Origin of the sequence: Mycobacterium kyogaense (assembly GCF_003254575.1) — a bacterium.
GTDB lineage: Bacteria > Actinomycetota > Actinomycetes > Mycobacteriales > Mycobacteriaceae > Mycobacterium > Mycobacterium kyogaense.
This window is the reverse complement of the sequence record NZ_QJUA01000003.1, coordinates 187966-207924: the sequence shown is the minus strand read 5'-3', so window position 1 is coordinate 207924 and position 19959 is coordinate 187966. Positions and strand designations below refer to the sequence as shown.

At 67.3% G+C, this 19959-nt stretch carries 18 protein-coding genes; 10 read left to right on the top strand and 8 right to left on the bottom strand.

Annotated elements, in window-relative coordinates:
- Window positions 1-7 precede the first annotated feature (7 nt).
- Complete coding sequence (locus tag DMB80_RS04315; protein WP_111508693.1) at window positions 8-592, bottom strand: hypothetical protein; 585 nt, start codon at window positions 590-592, stop codon at window positions 8-10.
- A 46-nt stretch (window positions 593-638) separates the two neighbouring features.
- Here DMB80_RS04315 and DMB80_RS04310 point away from each other — a divergent pair, with 46 nt between their 5' ends.
- Both DMB80_RS04310 and DMB80_RS04305 read left to right on the top strand, forming a co-directional pair.
- Entirely contained in the window at window positions 639-1403 is a 765-nt protein-coding gene (locus tag DMB80_RS04310; RefSeq protein ID WP_111508692.1) for an endonuclease/exonuclease/phosphatase family protein, read from the top strand.
- A 128-nt stretch (window positions 1404-1531) separates the two neighbouring features.
- Complete coding sequence (locus tag DMB80_RS04305; protein ID WP_111508691.1) at window positions 1532-2413, top strand: universal stress protein; 882 nt, start codon at window positions 1532-1534, stop codon at window positions 2411-2413.
- Here the strand turns inward: DMB80_RS04305 and DMB80_RS04300 are convergent.
- Both DMB80_RS04300 and DMB80_RS04295 read right to left on the bottom strand, forming a co-directional pair.
- Window positions 2410-3543 (bottom strand): acyl-CoA dehydrogenase family protein, encoded by a 1134-nt coding sequence (locus DMB80_RS04300; RefSeq protein WP_111508690.1) that lies wholly within the window; start codon window positions 3541-3543, stop codon window positions 2410-2412. The genes DMB80_RS04305 and DMB80_RS04300 overlap by 4 nt on opposite strands.
- 12 nt (window positions 3544-3555) lie before the next feature.
- Window positions 3556-4788 carry an acyl-CoA dehydrogenase family protein gene (locus DMB80_RS04295; protein ID WP_111508689.1) on the bottom strand — a complete coding sequence of 411 codons (1233 nt, stop codon included), beginning with the start codon at window positions 4786-4788 and terminating at the stop codon, window positions 3556-3558.
- 201 nt (window positions 4789-4989) lie between these two features.
- Between DMB80_RS04295 and DMB80_RS04290 the strand changes: the two genes are divergently transcribed.
- Entirely contained in the window at window positions 4990-5748 is a 759-nt protein-coding gene (locus DMB80_RS04290) for a hypothetical protein (RefSeq protein ID WP_111508688.1), read from the top strand.
- 6 nt (window positions 5749-5754) lie between these two features.
- Here the strand turns inward: DMB80_RS04290 and DMB80_RS04285 are convergent, their stop codons facing one another.
- From DMB80_RS04285 to DMB80_RS04275, 3 genes are all read right to left on the bottom strand, one after another.
- The gene (locus DMB80_RS04285; RefSeq protein WP_420812121.1) at window positions 5755-7536 is read right to left on the bottom strand and encodes a putative bifunctional diguanylate cyclase/phosphodiesterase; all 1782 of its coding nucleotides are present in this window, start codon (window positions 7534-7536) and stop codon (window positions 5755-5757) included.
- Window positions 7537-7605: 69 nt separating this feature from the next.
- Window positions 7606-9768 (bottom strand): Rv1355c family protein, encoded by a 2163-nt coding sequence (locus DMB80_RS04280; protein WP_111508686.1) that lies wholly within the window; start codon window positions 9766-9768, stop codon window positions 7606-7608.
- Window positions 9765-10523, bottom strand: coding sequence for a hypothetical protein (locus DMB80_RS04275; protein ID WP_046363882.1), 759 nt, complete (start codon window positions 10521-10523; stop codon window positions 9765-9767). The genes DMB80_RS04280 and DMB80_RS04275 overlap by 4 nt, the downstream gene beginning before the upstream one ends.
- Window positions 10524-11439: 916 nt before the next feature.
- Between DMB80_RS04275 and DMB80_RS04270 the strand changes: the two genes are divergently transcribed.
- Window positions 11440-11892: a MaoC family dehydratase gene (locus DMB80_RS04270; protein ID WP_111508685.1), complete on the top strand. Its 453-nt coding sequence runs from the start codon at window positions 11440-11442 to the stop codon at window positions 11890-11892.
- Here DMB80_RS04270 and DMB80_RS04265 read toward each other — a convergent pair whose 3' ends face one another.
- On the bottom strand, window positions 11893-13062 hold the full coding sequence (locus tag DMB80_RS04265) for an acyl-CoA dehydrogenase family protein (protein WP_111508684.1): 1170 nt from the start codon (window positions 13060-13062) through the stop codon (window positions 11893-11895).
- 80 nt (window positions 13063-13142) lie between these two features.
- Here DMB80_RS04265 and fabG point away from each other — a divergent pair, with 80 nt between their 5' ends.
- Genes fabG through DMB80_RS04245 form a run of 4 tightly spaced genes read left to right on the top strand, consistent with a single transcriptional unit; the run spans window position 13143 to window position 16958 of the window.
- Complete coding sequence (gene fabG / locus DMB80_RS04260; RefSeq protein ID WP_111508683.1) at window positions 13143-13883, top strand: 3-oxoacyl-ACP reductase FabG; 741 nt, start codon at window positions 13143-13145, stop codon at window positions 13881-13883.
- On the top strand, window positions 13880-15097 hold the full coding sequence (locus tag DMB80_RS04255) for an acetyl-CoA C-acetyltransferase (RefSeq protein ID WP_111508682.1): 1218 nt from the start codon (window positions 13880-13882) through the stop codon (window positions 15095-15097). Before fabG ends, DMB80_RS04255 begins: the two co-directional genes overlap by 4 nt.
- Entirely contained in the window at window positions 15094-16287 is a 1194-nt protein-coding gene (locus DMB80_RS04250) for an acyl-CoA dehydrogenase family protein (protein ID WP_111508681.1), read from the top strand. The genes DMB80_RS04255 and DMB80_RS04250 overlap by 4 nt, the downstream gene beginning before the upstream one ends.
- A gap of 2 nt (window positions 16288-16289) precedes the next feature.
- Entirely contained in the window at window positions 16290-16958 is a 669-nt protein-coding gene (locus DMB80_RS04245) for a GntR family transcriptional regulator (RefSeq protein ID WP_111508680.1), read from the top strand.
- A gap of 8 nt (window positions 16959-16966) precedes the next feature.
- Here the strand turns inward: DMB80_RS04245 and DMB80_RS04240 are convergent, their stop codons facing one another.
- Window positions 16967-17341 carry an NYN domain-containing protein gene (locus DMB80_RS04240; RefSeq protein WP_111508679.1) on the bottom strand — a complete coding sequence of 125 codons (375 nt, stop codon included), beginning with the start codon at window positions 17339-17341 and terminating at the stop codon, window positions 16967-16969.
- 378 nt (window positions 17342-17719) lie between these two features.
- On the opposite strand from DMB80_RS04240, the gene DMB80_RS04235 reads away from it, so the two are divergent.
- Window positions 17720-18745 (top strand): 3-oxoacyl-ACP synthase III family protein, encoded by a 1026-nt coding sequence (locus tag DMB80_RS04235; RefSeq protein ID WP_083614691.1) that lies wholly within the window; start codon window positions 17720-17722, stop codon window positions 18743-18745.
- Window positions 18745-19860 carry a sulfotransferase family protein gene (locus DMB80_RS04230; protein WP_111508678.1) on the top strand — a complete coding sequence of 372 codons (1116 nt, stop codon included), beginning with the start codon at window positions 18745-18747 and terminating at the stop codon, window positions 19858-19860. Before DMB80_RS04235 ends, DMB80_RS04230 begins: the two co-directional genes overlap by 1 nt.
- Window positions 19861-19959 lie beyond the last annotated feature (99 nt).

Genomic DNA, 19959 nt, shown 5'->3' with positions numbered 1-19959 from the left:
GGGCTTCTCAGCTGCGCGTCAGCTGTGAATCCGGCGTGTGATGCGCGTCGATCCCCAGCCGGGCGCACAGGTCAAGGAAGGTCGTCGCGAACGGGTTGTCGGCGGTCTCTGCCCGCAACTGTGTCCAATCGAGCTGTTCGCGAACCGCCCTCACCACGGGGAACAGTTTCGCGTAATCGCAGTGGTGTTCGTGCAGTGAGCGCAGCTTCTGCAGCATCACCTGTCCGGGCGTCAGCACCGGGATCGACAGCGCGAGGACGTCGAGGCTCGGCGCGTCGGCGATCATGTCGGGACCGACGGGCACCCGGTTGATCTGGTGCAGCACGTCGACGACTGCGGGTCCGTCCACGCTCAGCGCCGCCTTGAACAACCAGTCCTCCGGTGGGCGCCGGATGTCGAAGCCCGCCTTGGCGAGGGTCGCCGCCGCGGCCTCCACGTCGGCCTCGGCCACCACGAAGTCCACGTCGTGGGACGGTTCGGGTGCGCCGTGGGCCCACAGCGCAAAGCTTCCCGCCAGCGCGAACGGCGGCCCGTCGGCCTTGAGCGCCGACGCCGCGCGGCGCAGCGCCTCGCGCAGATCTTCAGGGGACATTCGCACCGCCGTGGGTTTCGACTGCAGGGTGGGTAGTGGACTACCCATGAAGTTGGTGACCTTCAACATCCTCCACGGACGGACCGTGGGGGGTGATGTCGATCTGGACCGCTTCGCCGATTGCATCGCGGGCCTGGACGCCGACATCCTCGCTCTGCAGGAAGTGGACTCCGTCCAGGAGCGGTCCGGCATGGCCGACCTCACAGCACTGGCGGCCGAAGCCATGGGGGCCCGCAGCCACCGGTTCGTCGCCGCCATCTCGGGGACCCCCGGTGCGACGTGGATGGCGGCGACGGGGGAGGAGCAGCCCGGCACCGCGGCCTACGGCGTCGCGCTGCTCTCGCGGTATCCCGCGACCACATGGCAGGTGGTGCGACTGCCCCGGATTCCTGTGCGCTTCCCGCTCTACCTACGTGCGCCGGGCCGCGTGCAGGTCATCCACGAAGAGCCCCGAGCCGCGGTGATCGGACATTTCGACACGCCACTCGGCGGTATCACCGTGGTCAACACACATCTGTCCTTCGTCCCCGGCTGGAATCGGCTGCAGCTGCGCCGGCTGCTGCGCGACGTCGATGAGATGCCGCGCCCGCGCATCGTGACGGGCGATCTGAACATGCCGCCTGCCGCGGTGCGGCGTCACACGGGTCTGCGCGCGCTCGCCTCGGCGGCCACGTTCCCCTCCGATGTGCCCACCCAGCAACTCGACCATGTGCTCACCGACGATCCGGGTCTGCAGGTGCGGGCCTGCCGGACGCCACCGGTCGCGATCTCCGATCATCGCCCGCTCGTCGTCGATCTGCACCGCGCGTGAGTCGCGAGGGACTTTGGTCCCGATCTGGGATGCCTGCAGACCACTGACCTGCGGGATCGCGGCCGGTAGCGTCGGTCGGGAGAGCGGCACACCTGAAACCGAGCCGCCCGATGAGGAGGCCACCTGTCATGACCCATCCACCCGCGTCGCTGGGCATCGTCGTCTGCGTGGACGGTTCGGCGGCGTCGAAGGTGGCCGTCGACTGGGCTGCCCGGAACGCGGCGCGTCGCCGGGCCACGGTGACGTTGGCGCACGTACTGCCCTCGGCGATCGTGCAGTCGTGGGTTCAGGTTCCCCTCCCGCCCGCGTTCCTGCAAGACGAGCAGGACGCGGCCCGCTCGATCCTGGACGAGGCGTCGGCCGTCGCGCGAGCCGCCGCCGGAGACAAGCTCGGCGGACTCGGGGAGAAGGTGCTCTCCGGCCAACCCGTGGCCGCGCTGGCCGAGCTCAGCGCCGACGCCGACATGATCGTCATCGGCAGCCGGGGGTTGGGCACGTGGGAGCGGCGACTTCTGGGATCGGTCAGCACTGGTCTGGTGCACCACGCCAGATGTCCGGTGGCCGTGATCCGCGACGAAGACCCGCTGATCGCCCACCCGGATCAGGCGCCGGTGGTGGTGGGCATCGACGGCTCCCCGGCCAGCGAATACGCCACCGAGATCGCCTTCGACGAGGCGTCACGGCGCGGTGTCGGCCTCGTCGCGGTGCACACGTGGAGCGACGCGGGATACGAACTGCCCGACGAACCGTGGACCGAGGTGCAGCCCGAAGAGGACATGCTCCTGGCCGAGCGGCTCGCCGGCTGGCAGGAGCGCTACCCCGACGTGACGGTGCGCAGGGTGGTCTGCCGGGACCAGCCGGCCCGTCGGCTTCTCGACGAGGCGGCAACGGCGCAGCTGGTGGTCGTCGGCAGCCACGGTCGCGGCGGGTTCGCGGGCATGCTGCTCGGTTCGGTCAGCACCCAGGTCGTGCAATCCGCCCGCACACGGGTGATCGTCGCCCGCCGCTAGGTGGTCAGGGCCGCATACCGGTCGATGTGGAAGTCGGTGGAGCCGAACTCGAACTGCAGGGCGGTCAGCCGCTTGAAGTAGTGGCCGATCGCCAATTCCTCGGTCATGCCCATGCCGCCGTGCAATTGGACCGCCTGCTGGCCGACGAAGCGAGCGGCTCGCCCCACGGTTGCCTTGGCCGCTGACACCGCCTTCGCGCGGGTGACGTCGTCGTCGTCGAGATGCAGGATCGCCAGGTAGACCGCGGCCGCGGCCTGTTCGACCTCCATGTACATGTCCACCATCCGGTGCTGGAGCACCTGGAACGTGCCGATCGGCTGGCCGAATTGCTTGCGCTGCTTGGCATAGTCGACCGTGTCGGCAAGGACCTTCCGCATCGCACCGACTGCCTCGGCGCAGACCGCGGCCGCTCCCTCGTCGCGGGCCCGGGCGAGCGACGGCCACGCGCGGCCCTCCTCGCCCAGCAGCGCCGCGGCCGGCACCCGGGCCAGCGTGATGTCGGAGGCGAGCCTGTCATCGATGGTGCGGTAGTGGTGCATCTGCAGTCCGGCGGGAGACGAGGCAATGTCGATGGCGAACAGCGAGATGCCCTCGCTGTCGTCCTGCGCTCCTGACGTACGGGCGGTGACGAGGACGTGGCCGGCCAGCGGTGTGCTCATCGAGACGATCTTCGTTCCCGTCAGCACCCAGCCGTCACCCTCGCGCTCGGCCACCGTCGACACATGCCGCCAGTGCTCACCCGACGTCGGCTCCGCGGCGGCCACCGTCACCACCGTTGTCCCCGAGACGATCTCGTCGAGCAATGCGGTGGCGACGTCTCCGCCGGCCCGGCGCAGCAAGCCGGAGGCCACCACAGCGCTGTCGACATAGGGTTCGATCACCAGCGCGTGGCCGAGGGCCTCGCAGATCAGCATCATCTCTACGGGGCCGCCGCCGATCCCGCCGAACTCCTCGGGCAGTGCCGCACCCAGGATGCCCAGCTCCTCGGCGAACGCCCGCCAGATCTCCGGTTGCCAACCGGCGCCCGATTGTGCTGCGGCCCTGCTCTTCTCGAGGTCGTAGCGGGTCGCAAGAAAGCGCGTCAGCCCGGTCCGCAACAGGTCCTGTTCGTCGTCGAACGTGAAGTCCATCGTCTCGCCCTCCTACAGTCCGAGTGCCGCTTTGGCCAGGATGTTGCGTTGAATCTCGTTGCTGCCCGCGTAGATCGAGCCGGCGCGGTCGTTGAGGTACCTCAGGGGCGCCACCGCCTGCCACGGCTCGCCGCTGACATGGCCGTCCGCGGGCGGCTCGAAGTGGGCGATCGGGCCACCGGGGCAGGTGGCGTGCGGTTGGTAGGCACGGCCGCGCGGGCCGGCGGCCTCCATGGCCAATTCGGTGATGTGCTGGCTCAACTCGGTGCCGAGCACCTTGAGCATCGAGGACTTGGCGCCGGGGTTACCGCCCGCGGCCACCACGGCGAGCACCTGGTGCTCCAGGATCTCGAGGACCTCGGTGCGAATCCGGACCTCTGCGAGCTTGCGGGCGAACGCGGGGTGATCGAGGAGCCGCCCGCCGGCCGGCCCGGGTTGCTCGGCGGCCACCGCGGCGATGTCCTCGGCCATCACCTGCAGGCCGGGTGCCGCGGCGCCTCCGCCGCGCTCGAACTCCAGCAGGTACTTGGCCACCGTCCAGCCGTCGTCGATCTCGCCGACGACGTTGGCCTTGGGCACCCGCACCTCGTCGAAGAACACCTGGTTCTGCACCTCCTCGCCTGACGTCATGACGAGCGGGCGGATCTCGATACCCGGCGATGTCATGTCGATCAACACGAACGTGATGCCGCGCTGTTTCTTGTCCGACCGGGTGGTCCGCACCAACGCGAACATCCAGTTGGCCTCGCGGGCATGGGTGGTCCAGATCTTGCTGCCCGTACACACCAGGTGGTCGCCGTCGTCCCTGGCGGCCATCGACAGCGCGGCGAGATCCGAACCGGCTTCCGGTTCCGAGTAGCCCTGACAGAAGAAGACGTCGCCGGTGAGGATCCCGGGCAGGAAGAAGTCCTTCTGCGCCTGCGTGCCGAACTCGATGATCGCGTGGGCGACCATGCGGATCCCCATCGGTGACAGCGAGGGCGCGCCTGCCAGTGTCGACTCCCTGCTGAAGATGTAGTGCTGGGTCAGCGTCCAGTCGCAGCCGCCGTGGGCCACCGGCCAGGCGGGGGCTGCCCAGCCCTTCTCGTTCAGGATCCGCTGCCACTCCATGCTGGCGTCATGGTCGGCGTACACGCTGGTCATCAACCGGCCGGCGCGGCGCAGCTCCGGCGTGAGGTGCTCCTCCAGGAAGGAACGCACTTCGTCGCGGAAGGCGAGATCGGCGGGCGACCAGGTCAAGTTCATGGCAAGAGAGTAAACCTAGTTAGTTAAGTCTGGGCCAGCTGGCGTCGGCCTGGCTGACCACCATCGGCCCGGTGGTACGTTGAGCGTGGTGCCGCTTGCCGTGACGGCTCTTTTCAGCAACTCCTCACTGGCGTGTGGTGACCCAACTGGCAGGACCGTGTGAACTCGCCGACGGTCTCGGCAAATCGAAGGCAGATATCCGTGTATCCCGACGTGGTGTGGCAGGACGAAGTCGACGTGGTGTGTACCGACGTCGGCCCGGCCGGGCTGCTGTGCGCCCTGGCTGCGTCCGCCGCAGGCGGTGAGGTGATGATCGCCGCGCAGCGACGGCATTCACGGACCTGGTTCGAGACGCTGCGCGGGGACGCTGCCACTGCGGCATACACCTCCGCACTCGTCGACGACATCGACGTCAGGAAGCTGCCGGAACAGCCCCGTGAGCTGCCCGTGCGCGCCGTCCGGCCCGTAGTTGTCGAGAGCGCTCCTGGTGGCCGGAAGCGCCGCACCATACCGCCGTTCGACGGTGGTCGGCTCCGGCGCTGGACGGGGGAGTGCATCGCCTCGCCGTTCGGCTACCTCTACACCCGCGTCACGGGCTGGCCGTCGTCGCATGTGCGGTCCGCCGACGGTGATCTTGTCGAGGCGATCACCGCCGATGTACCGGCGGGCGCGATCGCCGAGGCGGGGGGACTGGACGCGTGGTTGACCGCGCAAGCGGCGGAGCATCAGCTCCAGACGGAACCTGTCGACGCGGTCGACCGGCTGGTGTTCGAGGACTCGACGGTCATCGGGGTGGTCTTCGACACCGCCGACGGTCCGCTGGCCGTCCGCGTCCGGCACGGCGTGCTGGTGTGTGGGCCGCCCGGTGTCGAAGGGCACAGCGGCCCCGTGGGGAGAGTGGCACTGGTCGGACGGTCCGCCAGTCGTTTCGGCCGGGTGGAACTGCTCACCGACGACTGAACCGGCTCAGAAGTCGACGTCGATGCGTCCCTTGGCGAGCAGAGACTCCATCGGTCCCGCGGCGATGGGCCGCGACAGCAGGAATCCCTGAGCGCGATGGCACCCGTGGCGCAGCAGCGTCAGCGCCGCAGCCCGCGTCTCCACGCCCTCGGCCACCAACTCGAGGCCGAACGCCTCTGCCAACGCGATGATGGCCCGCACGATCGCCAAATCGCCTGGGTCAGAACCTAATTCACGCACGAAGCTGCGGTCGATCTTGAGCGTGTCCACCGGCAGGGATTTCAGCTGCGACAGCGCGCTGTATCCGGTGCCGAAGTCGTCGATGGCGACCAGTACCCCGGCCTCCTTGAGGCCGTCCAACGTGATGCGGGTGGTCTCGATGTCCTGGACCACCACTGTCTCGGTGATCTCGAGGCACACCGACCCCGGCGGCAATCCGTTGTCGGCCATCGCGCCCTTGACGGATTCCACGAAGCCCTCGGTGACCAGCTGGACGGGCGAGACGTTGATGCGCACCACCGACTCTGTGCCGTGACCGCGGGACCGCCAGCCGGCGAACTCGGCGCACGCCGTGCGGAGCACCCACCGGCCCAGCTCGCCCGCCATGTTGATCGACTCGGCCACCCCGATGAAGGAATCGGGGGTCAGCAGGCCTCGCGTGGGATGCTGCCAGCGCACCAAGGCTTCCATGGCGACGATGTCGCCGGTGCGCATGTCCACCTCGGGCAGATAGTGCAGCAGCAGGGCACCGCTTTCGACCACCGTCTGCAGATGGAGCTCGATGTCGTTGCGGAACTCGTTCTCCAGCGACATGTCGTCGGTGAACACCGCAACCTGGTTGCCGCCGGAATTCTTGGCGGTCAGCACTGCTTGGTCGGCCCTGCGCAGCAGATCGGAGGTGCTGTCGTGGCCTGGCATCCCGAGCGCCACCCCGATGCTCACCGTCCGCGTCAACATCTCCCCGTCGATGGCCACGCGCTCACGCAGCGCCGCCTGCAGCCGCACCGCGAGCGCCTCCGCGGCCTCGGCGTCCATGGGGGTGGCAGGCACCACCACGAATTCGTCGCCGCCCAGCCGCGCGATCACCGTGGGCCCGTCCGCGCTTCTGCGGAGCCGCTCGGCGAGCACCCTGATGAACCAGTCACCGGCGGTGTGGCCCAGATAGTCGTTGATCGCCTTGAGCCGGTCGAGATCGAAGAACAGCGCCGACACCGGCCCGGGTTGGCCGTCGGCGAGACGCACGTCCAGATGGTTGAGCAGAGCCCGCCGGTTGTACAGCCCGGTCAGATCGTCGTGGTCGGCGAGGTAGCGCAGCTGTTCCTCGGCATCGACCCGCGCCTGGACCTGCGCCAGCAGGGAGGCGATGGCCTTGAGCGCGTTGAGCTCGGCGTCGGTCCAGTTGCGGTCCCCGAACTTGACGAAACCCAGGACCCCGGAGGTCACCTCGCCGGAGAGCAGTGGCACGCATGCCATCGACGTCGCCGCCACCTGCCGGCCCTCGTTGATCGTGCGCTGGTAGTCATCGGTGGCCGGCTCCGGGCGGAAGACCACGGGCTCCTTCTGGTGCTCGGCCATGGCGAACACGGGATCGGCATCTGTGAAGTACACGACGGCAAGCGGATCCGGGTCCGGGATTCCCGGGCGCACCGGCCACTCGGCCACCAGCACCGACGCCCGGATCGTGTGATCGTTGCGCCGCAGGAAGCTGACGTCGACGCCGAAGTACGCCACCAGGTCGGCCAGCACGTTCTGGCAGACGTCCTTGGCCGTCGCTGACGTGGCACCCATGAGTTGCGTCGCGACCGATGTCACCACCAGGTCCAGGCTCTCGGGCAAGCGACCCTCTCCGTATCCGCGTCAGTTCGGTGACGAGTTGTCTTCCCGGCCGCGACGCCGGCTGACGACCGACGGTCTCGGCGCCCGGGACAATCTCAGCACCAACGCCAGTGACTCAGCGGGATTCGCGGATACCAACGTCCGGAAAGTGTATTGCAGGTCAGCCAACGCTTTGGCGAAGCGCGGCGAGAGCGCGGCGAAGTCGGCGTCGTCGACCGCGTACAGGAATGCCGGGGACACCGGCTGTACCGCCAATCCATGCTGCTGGGCGCATATCCACACGGACTCCACCGCCGCACCGGCACGGGCGTAATCGGTGAGCGCGCCCCCGGCGACGGTGACGATCGCCACACCGGCGGCCGCGGAGATCTTCGTGCGGCTGTCATCGCCCAGCACGGTGCCGGCGTCCCACGTCGCCAGATGCGTCATCACGTCACCGCGGCGCAGGATGTCGAGCAGGACCACATCGGCGTCATCGAGTTCGAGGCTGCGTACCTCGATCCCGGTGTCCGGCGACGGATCGCCGGGCCATCGCAGCTCGTCGATCATCTGCGCATGCAGGTGCGGAGTCAGGTAGCGGATTCGATCGGCCGTGGCCAGGATCGCGGCGGCCCGATCCAGGTCGGGTGGGTCGGTCAGCAGACACAACCGCGCGCCCTCTCGATCTGCCGCCGCGTTCAGCTCGGCGACGACGTCGTCGCCCAGCTCGATCCGCTCGCCGTGACGACGGTTCGTCTCGCGCCGCATCATCGCCGGATAGAGCTCGGCCAGCGCGAGGTCGGGTTCGGAGTCGTCCAGCGTGACCGCCGCGCTCAGCGGGAACCGTTCGTCGCCGAGTCGGAAGTCGACGCGCGCGCCGACTCCCCGTGCTGCGGCGGCCACCCGCGCGTTGAAGGTGGCCGCGCCCACGGCCACCGCGCTGCCGCGGAACCCGACGTCCATGGCCGAGGTGAGGTCGGGGTCGAGATGAATGTCGAGGCGTTGCTGTGACGGTGCACCCGGCTTCTCGACGATCCACGGCTGGGTGTTGCCGCCCGAGGGTGCCCGCTGTGCTGCCGCGGCGACCACGTCGATGACCTCACCCGCCGGCACGGCCGGCGCCTGGCCGTACGCTCGCTCGTCCGACCCGGCGGCGCCGCCGCGGCCCGGTTCACGAACCTGGTCGAGGAGTGCGGGCACGTCGACCTTGACGCGGCCGGAGGCCAGCGGTTCGCCCAACCCGATCCGGCGGACCGCCTCGGCCACCGATGCGGCGCCGACGGCCACCTCGGAGGCCAGCTGCGGCCACGTCGTCAGCGTCGTGCCGACCTCGAGCAGGGAGGCCGCCATCCGCGCGGGCAGACCGGAGGCATCGATGATCCGCAGAACCCGCGGGACCTTCTCCTTGGCGCTCAGGCCGGCCAGTGCGTCGGCGTCCATCTCCGCGAGGTCGCCGAGCAGACCGTGCAGCAGCGGTCGGTCGCGGTCGGTGTCGAAACGTTCGACATCCAGCAGACCGCCGCTGCTGGTCGCCATCAGGACCGGGATGCCGCGCGCCCGTGCCGCAGCGCGGACGAGCACTTTGGCGTCCAAGGAATCGCACTCTTCGACGAGGACATCGAGGCCGTCGAGGAATCCGTCGACGGTGTCGGGTGTCAGGCCGTCCTGCGTCACGAGCACGCGCAGGTAGGGGTCGAGTTCGGCGAGGCGCCGCGCACACACCACCGCTTTGTTCACGCCCACGTCGAGAAGGGTGGCGGGGACCCGGTTCAGGTTCGACACGTCGATGGCATCGAAGTCGGCGAGTCGCAGCTCACCGCAGAGTCCCTGAGTGGCCAGGGTGTGTGCGATCGCATGTCCGACACTGAGCCCCACCACGCCGACTCGGAGCCGGCCCAGCGTCTCCAACTCATCGGCGGAGAGCAGGTTGCGGTTGCGATCCAGTCGCAGCCGGCGGTAGCCCCGAGGGCCGAGGACACGTGCCAGTACGCGACGCCAGGGGTAGTACACCCACCGGTCCGGCTCGTCGGTGACATCGGCCGGGACGGGCGGGCGCACCGCAGCCAGCTCCGCCCGCTGCGCAGCGATCGTGTCGACCACCTCGACGCGCGGATCGTCACGCAGAGCTGACCACCGCTCAGCGTCCGCGGGCACGTTCGGATCGAGCACCGATGCACAGTGGACCGGACCGGCGGGGTGGCTCATCCCAGCAGTCGCGGCGCCGCGGCGAGCACGGCGTCTCCGGCGAAGTCGGGCCGCGGAGTCATGGCGCGCTTGTCGGCCAGATACGCCGAGAGCTGCCGCGGCTGAGCATGATTGGCGAAAGTGAGGCGGTCCCACCAGGCGATCCTGGTCTGGTAGCGAATGTCGGGGTAGGGAGTCGGCGGGATCTTGGCGGCCAGCACGCCGCCCGACGTCAGCCACCGCTTGAGTACGTAGGACGCGGCCGTCGCGACGACGAACTGGATGCCCAGCAGATCCATCGCGTGCAGAGGAGTGCGGGCGATGGCCGTGGTCAGTCGGCGGCTCAACTCGGGGTCGTCGGCGACCCACGCGGTCTTCATTTCGGCCACGCCGAAGGGTAGACGATCAGCAACCATTTTCCGCACCAGATCCTCCCCGTCCTGCCCGTCCCATTCCTCGATCGCATGGCATTCGGCTATCGCCCCATAGGGTCCCTTTGCGCGCAGTCCACCGACAACTCGACCCTGCTGATTGACGCATGCGGCGAATAGGGCGGTGTCGTCCCCACGGTGTAGGGCGTCCGTGTCGATGGCGGCACCGATGCCGTGTTGTTGATAGCTGTGCGCTGCTCCCGCGATGAAGTCAGACCACAACTCGGGTTCCGTCGAAGGCCGTGCATAGACCACGGTGCACTCCGTGGCGGGGTCCCAATAGCGCGGACTGGCATCCAGTCGGTCGCCATCGACATCAGCAAAGGCAAAGTCCGGTCGGGTCATTTCGATCCATTCGTCGGGCGGCGCAATGGTGGGGGCGGGTACCGCGCAGAACGCGAAAAAACACGTTCAATGTCGAGTATCTCGCGCATGCACAGCGAAATTCCAGCTAGCCGGAAGAACTCACCCGTGTAATCCCATTCGCGGAAAGGTCACGATTGGGTAACGATCGCGCCAAGTCGGTTGTTGGCAATTGCTCTGACCGGAATCGCTGCAGGTCAGGCGTTCGTCATGTTGCCACGGCGAACAATCCCGGCGACTTGTTCCGATCGCAACGGACTTCGGTCTCCGCGTGCATCTCCTTTGCTCTTTTTGCCGGGCCGGGGGCAGAACGGGGGCGGGGAACTTCGCGCTGACGCCGCCGTCAGCGCGGTTACCGTCCAGTAACGAGCCTGTTTCCCAGGCCCGCCGCCTAGCGCGGCAACGCGGGTCGCCATCGTGCGCAGGTCCACAGCCCAAGCGTTGCGCAAAACCTGCGTCTGGGTCCGGACAATGCTGACGGGGATGTCGCGGCGAGCCGTGATGGCAAGGATTTGGGTCCCGAGGGGCGTTTGCCAAATCCGTAAATTGGGGCAACAGGCATTAGTCCCCGCAATTTTATTGACATGTGCGACAGAAATCCAGTTAGCGTACAGCGGGTATTCATGGATTTCACAACAACAATCCGGATAGCGAAATGGTGGAATGCCGATTTCATTCGGTGTCGCCGCGCCCATTGTCGGCACATCGTGACACTATTCCGGGCACCAGTCAGGGCCGGCCTCATAGGCGTCCGGTTCGGTGTCGACTGTGGCCTTGGCTATTGCGTTGGTGGGGCGTTGGGTATGGCGTCAGGTGTGACCTCGGGTGTGACCTCGGGTGTGACACTGTGATGGCACCGTGAGGCTGGAATCGGCGGCTATGGGTCGAAGGAGACGCAGTGAAGAAGTTCAAGGATCTCGGCGAGTTCGTCGCAGCGGAGGGGTCGCAGCTGGGACCCACGGAGTGGCTGGAGATCACTCAGGACCGTGTGAATCTGTTCGCCGATGCCACCGACGACCACCAGTGGATCCACGTCGATCCCGAGCGGGCGGCCGGTGGTCCCTTCGGCGGGACGATCGCGCACGGGCTGCTCACCCTGTCGCTGCTGCCTTACTTCACGCACCGCCTCTACACCGTCGACAACGTGGCGATGGCGATCAACTACGGCTACAACAAAGTCCGGTTCATCACGCCGGTCCGCGTAGGTGCGCGGCTGCGGGCGCGGGCGCAGATCTCGACGGTCACTCGGCTCGACAACGCGGTGCAGGCCACGCTCGCCGTCACCGTGGAGATCGAGGGTTCCGAGAAGCCTGCGGCGATCGCCGAGTCGATCGTGCGCTTCGTCGGCTGATCAGCGGCGGCCGGCGGCAGCCTTGACCAGCCCGCCGCCGATGATCAGTCGCTGGATCTCGCTGGTGCCTTCGTAGAGCCGGAGCAACCGCACGTCGCGGTAGATCCTCTCCACGGGCACGTCGCGCATGTATCCGGCGCCGCCGTGGATCTGGACGGCGAGATCGGCGACCCGGCCCACCATCTCGGTGCAGAACAGCTTCACCGCCGACGGCGCCAGCCTGCGATCTTCTCCGGACAGCCACTGTTGAGCGGCGTCACGCACCATGGCCCGGCCGGCCATCACCCCGGCGTACTGATCGGCGAGCATCGCCTGCACGAGCTGGAATTCACCGATCGGTGTGCCGCCCTGTGTCGCCGTCGCGGCGTAGGCGACCGATTCGTCGAGCGCGCGCTGGGCGGTGCCGACGGCGAGTGCCGCGATGTGCACCCGGCCGCGGGCCAGGGACGACAGCGCCGCGCGATACCCGATGTCCTCGCTGCCCCCGACGAGCGCACTGTCGCCGACCCGCACGTCGGTGAAGGTCACGTCGGCGGTCCAGGCACCCTCCTGACCCATCTTCTTGTCCTTCGCCCCGACTGTGACCCCCGAGCTGTCGGCGGGCACCAGGAACACTGCTATGCCGGCGCCCTGTGCGTCGGCAGGGCGGGTGCGCGCGAAGGTGATGAACAGATCCGCGGTCGGCGCATTCGTGATGTATTGCTTGGCTCCGTTGATGATCCATCCGTCGCCGTCGCGAGTTGCCTTGGTGCGCAAGCCCGCCGGGTTGGAACCGGCGCCTGGTTCGGTCAACGCGAACGACGCGACGACGTCGCCGGAGGCAATGGGCGCCAACCAGGTGGACTTCTGCTCGTCGGTGCCGTAGCCGACGAGTACCTGTCCCGCGATGCCGTTGTTGGTTCCGAACATGGACCGGACGGCCAGCGACGTGTATCCGAGTTCCATGGCCAGTTCGACGTCTTGTGCCAGGTTCAGGCCGAGGCCGCCCCAGTCCTGGGGGATCGCGTATCCGAACAGGCCCATCTTCTTCACCTGCTCGCGCAGGTCGTCCGGGACCCGATCGTCGGTCAGGATGTCCTGCTCTCGGGGCACGACGACGGTCCTGACGAAGTGGCGGGCCTGCGCGAGGATCTCGCGGAAGTCCTCGTCACTCACCTCGGCGCTGCTCATCGCTCTCCTCAGGGTTTTGTGTAGCCGATATCGTATATGAAATATGATATCGGCCCGAACCGACGACGTGAGGATGAGGCATGGGATTACTGACCGGACGGATCGCTGTGGTCACGGGCGGGGCGCAGGGGCTGGGTCTGGCCATCGCTCAACGGTTCGTCGACGAGGGAGCCCGGGTGGTGCTCGGGGACGTCAATCTCGAGGCCACGCAGTCGACGGCCGACGCGCTCGGCGGCGCCGACGTGGCGCGGGCCGTGCGCTGCGACGTGACCAGCGCGGAGCAGGTCGAGGCTCTGGTGGCGGCAGCCGTCGAGCAGTTCGGTGGTCTGGACGTGATGGTCAACAACGCGGGCATCACCCGTGACGCCACGATGCGCAAGATGACCGAGGAGCAGTTCGACCAGGTCATCGCGGTACACCTGAAAGGCACGTGGAACGGTCTGCGGGCTGCCTCGGCGGTGATGCGCGAGAACAAGCGCGGGGCGATCGTGAACATGTCGTCGATCTCCGGCAAGGTCGGCATGATCGGGCAGACCAACTACTCGGCCGCCAAGGCCGGCATCGTCGGGATGACGAAGGCTGCGTCCAAAGAACTCGCGTACCTCGGCGTGCGGGTGAACGCCATCCAACCCGGTCTGATCCGGTCGGCGATGACAGAGGCCATGCCGCAACACATCTGGGATTCGAAAGTGGCCGAGGTGCCGATGGGCCGCGCCGGCGAGCCGGACGAGGTCGCAGGCGTTGCGCTGTTCCTCGCCAGCGACCTGTCCTCGTACATGACCGGGACGGTCCTCGAGGTCACCGGCGGGCGGCACCTGTGACCCGTGCGGCCGTCATCTGCGAACCGGTCCGGACGCCGATCGGGCGTTACGGCGGCATGTTCGCGTCGCTGACAGCCGTCGACCTCGGGGTCGCGGCACTGCAGGGCCTGCTCACCCGCACCGGCATCCGCCCAGAGACGGTCGAGGACGTCATCGTGGGGCACTGCTACCCGTCCATGGAGGCGCCCGCCATCGGTCGCGTCATCGCCCTCGACGCCGGCCTACCGGTGACCGTGCCCGGTATGCAGGTCGACCGGCGGTGCGGGTCCGGCCTGCAGGCAGTGATCCAGGCCTGCCTCCAAGTCGCGGCCGGTGACAACGACGTCGTCGTCGCGGGCGGCGCCGAGTCGATGAGCAATGCGGTGTTCCACTCCACGGACATGCGCTGGGGCGGTGCTCGAAGCGGTGTCACGGTGCACGACGCGCTCGCGCGGGGCAGGACGACAGCGGGCGGCAAGCATCATCCCGTGCCCGGCGGGATGCTCGAGACCGCCGAGAATCTTCGGCGCCAGTACGGAATCGGGCGCCACGAGCAGGATCAGCTTGCTGTGCGCTCACACCAGCGCGCCGTCGCGGCCCAGAAGGACGGTCTGCTCGCCGAGACGATCATTCCGGTGACCGTTCACACCAGGAGCGGCGAGGACGTCATCGACACAGACGAGCACCCGCGGGCCGACACGTCGCTGGAAAAACTGGCGACGCTCCGGCCGATCCTGGCTGCCTCCGATCCGGAAGCGACTGTGACAGCGGGCAACTCGAGCGGACAGAACGACGCGGCCTCGATGTGTCTGGTCACCACCGCGGAAAGAGCCGACGAACTCGGCCTCACCCCGCTGGTCACGTTGGTGTCGTGGGCGGTCGCAGGTGTCGGCCCGGAGGTGATGGGTATCGGCCCCGTGCCGGCGACCGGTATCGCGCTCGCCAAGGCTGGCCTGACACTGGCAGACATCGACCTCATCGAACTGAACGAGGCATTCGCCGCGCAGGCGCTGGCATGCACACGCGAATGGGGTTTCACGGCAGACGATTTCGATCGCACCAATGTCCACGGATCGGGTATCTCCCTCGGGCACCCGGTCGGGGCCACCGGGGGTCGCATGCTGGCGACGCTGGCTCGCGAGCTGATGCGGCGCGGCGGCCGGTACGGGCTGGTCACCATGTGCATCGGCGGTGGGCAAGGGCTGGCGGCCGTCTTCGAAAGGGCAACGCGATGACCAGACTGGCGCAGACCCTGGGGCTCACCGAGTTCCAGACCGAGATCGTCGCCACGGTGCGGAGATTCGTGGACAAAGAGGTGATCCCGGCAGCCCAGGAACTCGAGCATTCCGACACCTATCCACAGGCCATCGTCGACGGCATGCGGGACATGGGGCTGTTCGGGTTGATGATCCCCGAGGAGTACGGCGGCCTCGGCGAGTCACTGCTGACCTACGCGCTGTGCGTCGAAGAGCTGGCTCGGGGCTGGATGAGCGTATCCGGGGTGATCAACACCCACTTCATCGTCGCCTACATGATCCGCCAGCACGGCACCGAGTCGCAGAAACGGAACCTGCTGCCGCGCATGGCCACCGGTGACACCCGCGGTGCGTTCTCGATGTCGGAGCCCGAACTGGGTTCCGATGTGGCGGCAATCCGGACCAGGGCTGTCGACAACGGCGACGGCACCTACACGATCGACGGCCAGAAGATGTGGCTGACCAACGGAGGCAGCTCGACGCTGGTCGCAGTGCTGGTGCGCACGGACGAGGGGGCGGAGCGCCCGCACCGCAACCTGACCGCCTTCTTGATCGAGAAGCCCGCGGGGTTCGGCGAAGTCGTGCCGGGCCTCACCATTCCCGGCAAGCTCGACAAGCTCGGCTACAAGGGCATCGACACCACCGAACTGATCTTCGACGGCTATCGCGCCCAGGCGACCGACATCCTCGGTGAGGCACCCGGTCAGGGGTTCTTCCAGATGATGGACGGCGTCGAGATCGGCCGAGTCAACGTCTCCGCCCGGGCCTGCGGCGTCGGCATCCGCGCGTTCGAGCTCGCGGTGCGTTACGCGCAGCAGCGCAGCACGTTCGGAAAGCCGATCGCCGAGCACCAGGCCATTGCCTTCGCGCTGGCCGAGATGGCCACCAAGGTCGAGGCGGCCCATCTGATGATGGTCAACGCGGCGCGCCTCAAGGATTCCGGTGACCGCAACGATGTCGCGGCCGGCATGGCGAAGTACTTCACCAGCGAGATGTGCGCCGAGGTCACCCAGCAGAGCTTCCGGATCCACGGCGGCTACGGGTATTCGACCGAGTACGAGATCGAACGGCTGATGCGCGATGCGCCGTTCCTGCTGATCGGCGAGGGCACCAGCGAGATCCAGAAGAACATCATCAGCAAGCGGCTGCTCGCGGACTATCGGGTGTGATGGTGAGCGCACCCGATTTCGCGAGTAGGCCGCAACTCGCCGACGACGTGGCGGCGGTGGTGCGACGCAGGATCTTCGACGGGACGTACGCCGCGGGAAGCTACGTCCGTCTCGATCAACTGGCCGCCGAACTCGGCATCAGCGTGACCCCGGTGCGTGAGGCGCTGTTCGAGCTGAAGGCCGAAGGTCTGCTCGACCAGCAGCCGCGTCGCGGTTTCGTCATCCGGCCGGTCACCGGCCGCGACATCACCGATGTCGCCGAGGTGCAGGCTTTCATCGGCGGGGAGTTGGCGGCCCGCGCGGCCGCCGTGATCACCGATGCCGCGCTCGCCGACCTGGCTGCGGTGCAGGCCGATCTGGAGGCTGCGTATGCCGCGGGCGACGGCCAGCGCGCGGTCCGGCTGAATCACGACTTCCACCGGGCGATCAACGTCGCCGCGGACTCTCCGAAATTGGCGCAGCTGATGTCGCAGATCACCCGGTATGCACCCGAGGCCGTGTTTCCCGCGGTCGAGGGGTGGCCGGAGAACTCGAACCAGCACCACCGGCGGGTGCTGGCGGCGCTGGCCGCCCACGATCAGGCGCAGGCCCGCGCCGCGATGGCCGAGCACCTCACCGCCGGGGCGTCACCCCTGATCGAGCACCTGACCCGCCGCGGCGTGCTCGGCTGACGCGCCGATCACCGGACGTCCAGCTGCGCACGCAGCCGTCCGGGGGACACCACGGTGGCCCCGGCGGCGCGGGCGCGCTCGATCAAGGCCCGATCGGAGGTGACGACGACGAGGTCGTCGGGATGCTCATCGGCTCGGATCACGGCGACGATCTCGTCGTCGGCGGAGTTGGGTGCGGCAGCAGGCGCATGCGCGACCGTCACCACCGTCGACTCGATCGGCGGACACGGGGGCTGCTCGAACACCACGGTCACGTCGACACCCTCGGCGCTCGCCCAGGTCTCGAGTGCGTGCACCAGTGTCACCATCGCTGCGTGCCGGTCGCGCCACCAGCCGTCCGGCCGAGCGCCGATCACGTTCATGCCGTCGACGATCCAGCGCACAGGGATCAGGGTATCGATACACCGCTCATCAATGTTGCTGGCCGATGTTGGGGAGATGATGGGCAGGAAAACTCAGATGACAATTCGCCCCGCCCACAGCAGATCATCAGCTAACCTCCGCGCAGAAAGAAATCTTACGAGACTGTCAATATCTAGGGCCGCGTCGGGGGACGAGCTATGAGCGGCCTGGTAGAAGGTCGTGCCAAATTCACAGACTTGCCCAATACCCAGACAGGTGTCGACAGGCGGGGTAGCTTCCAAAGCGCAGTAGCGAGGCGCTATGTTTCGTGTGCTGCAATTGCGGAGCCGCCCCAGGGCTCATAGGTTAAGACCTGCTCACGCTACGATCGCGCCACCACTGAACAGGGAGATCGGCTCATGACGCTTCCAACTCTTTACTTCTCGCGGCCTGCCACTGTGCTGCCGGACACGGCCATGGACAACGACGAGGTCCTTGCCCTTGTTCGCAAGGAATTCTCAGGTCCCGCGGAGGAGTGGATCGGAGTCGAGCAAACCATTCGTTACGTCTTCGACCGCTGCAACACCAAGACGCGCTACCTGGATCAGAGCACCACCCTGATGCCGGCGGAGTTTGCAACACAGGCCGCCCAGGCATGTCTGGAACGCACCGGCGTCTCGGCCACCGATCTCGATCTCGTGGTGTACGGAGGCATCGCGCGCGGCAACTTCGAGCCCGCGACGGCCGCCGAAGTCGCGGGGCTGCTCGGTGCCCGTCCTCTGCACGCCGTCGACGTCACCTGCGCATGTGCCGGTCTGATCGAAGCGATGCACACCGTCGCCGGATATTTCGCATTGCACCCGGAGATGAACACGGCGCTCGTCTGCGCGGGTGAGCTGACTCGTGATCGCATCGCTTACGACATGGGGTCGTTGCAGGACGTCGCAGTGTTCGCAGCCGGGTTGACGCTCGGCAATGCCGCTGCCGCACTGGTGGTGTCACGGGAACCGCTGCCTGGCGGAAGTGCACGGCTGGAAGGCATCTTCCACAAGACCCTGTGTGAGCACTACGACTTGTGCAAGACCCCGATCGACGGCCACTTCACCTCGAAGTCGAAGGAACTCTTCGCCTTGTCGGTCCACGTGCCGCCCGCGATTCGCGAGATGCTCGGTGAGCTCGGCTGGTCCTCGGAGGAGATCGACCACTACGCGTTGCATCAGCCGAGCGAGGCGGTGCTCGAGCGTGTGTTCACCGAGCTCGGCGCGCGGCCGCAGGCCTGTGTGCACACTCATTCGCTGTTCGGCAACACCGCGAGCACAGCGTGGGCCCTCGCTCTGGAGTACCGCCTCGAGCACGGCACCGTCGAGCCGGGCGACAAGATCGTGATGGCAAGTGCCGCAGCAGGATTCACCATTGTGGGTGCTGCGGCCGTGTGGGAGGGCTGATGGACCGGTACCTGCGCGTCTACCGAGTCATCAACAAGACGTTCGGGTTGTGGCTGCGGCCACTCGGGACCTTTTTCATCCTCCAGGTACGAGGCGGGATCTCGGCGGCCACCATGGGCTTGGACCGCCTGGTGTTCCCCCGCTACAAAGACGAGCCGCTCGATCGGCCGATCTTCATCATCGGCAATCCGCGTAGCGGCACCACCTTTCTGCACCGCTTCCTGCTGAGCAACGGTGGGCTGTCGGCGTTCGAGCTGTGGGAGATGCTGTTTCCCGCGATCACCGCGCGCAAGCTGCTGGGTCGGATCGTGCCCAAGCTGGACCGGCTCTCGCCGGCGCGGTATCACCCGTCAGATGTGCACGACACCAGCCTCCGCGGCATCGAGACCGACGATCCGGCATGGTTCTTCCACACTCTCGACGGCCCGTTCGCCTGGGCCTATTTCCTGGCCTGGCAGGACACCTGGGGCAGTGATCTGTCCCGGCGCAGCTTCGGGATCGACGGCGCGACCCCTCAGGAACGGGAGCGGTTCTTCCGTTACTACGAGGAGCTCTGGCGAAGAAACCTCTACTACAAGAAGGATCGTCGCATCCTCGCCAAGACGAGCATGCTGACGTTCCGTCTCGACGAGGTGCTCGAGCGGTATCCGGACGCCAAGCTCGTCTACATCGTGCGCGACCCGGTCGAGGTCATCCCCTCCGGAATGTCGCTCATCGCGAGCGTGCTGGAAAACGGCTACGACGCGTTCAACCGCACGTCGGCCGAGGATCAGCAGCGCTGGGTGGAGAACCTCTACCAGGCGTCGTGCGCAATGCTGAAGGTCTTCCACGACGCCTACACCTCCGGCCAGATCCCGGAGAAGAATCTCTGTGTGGTGCGCTATCCCGATCTGATCCAGAACCTGGAGCCGACGATCGAGCGCATCTGTGAGTTCGCCGAGATCGAACCCACGGCGTCGTTCCTGGCCGAGGTGCGCGCGCAGGCGGAGAAGCAACGCTCGTACAAGAGCAAGCATCAGCATGCACCGGACCGGTTCGGGCTGAGTGCCGAGCGCATCCAGAACGACCTGTCCTTCGTGTACGACACCTTCGACCTGCCTCGTAAGGTCGGCTGAGCGGCGCAGGATCAGGCGGCGGTCACCCGTCGTCCAGCAAAATAGAGAAAGTTTTCTGGCTAACGCTGGAAACGGGCTGTGGAAGCGGTCCGCGATTGT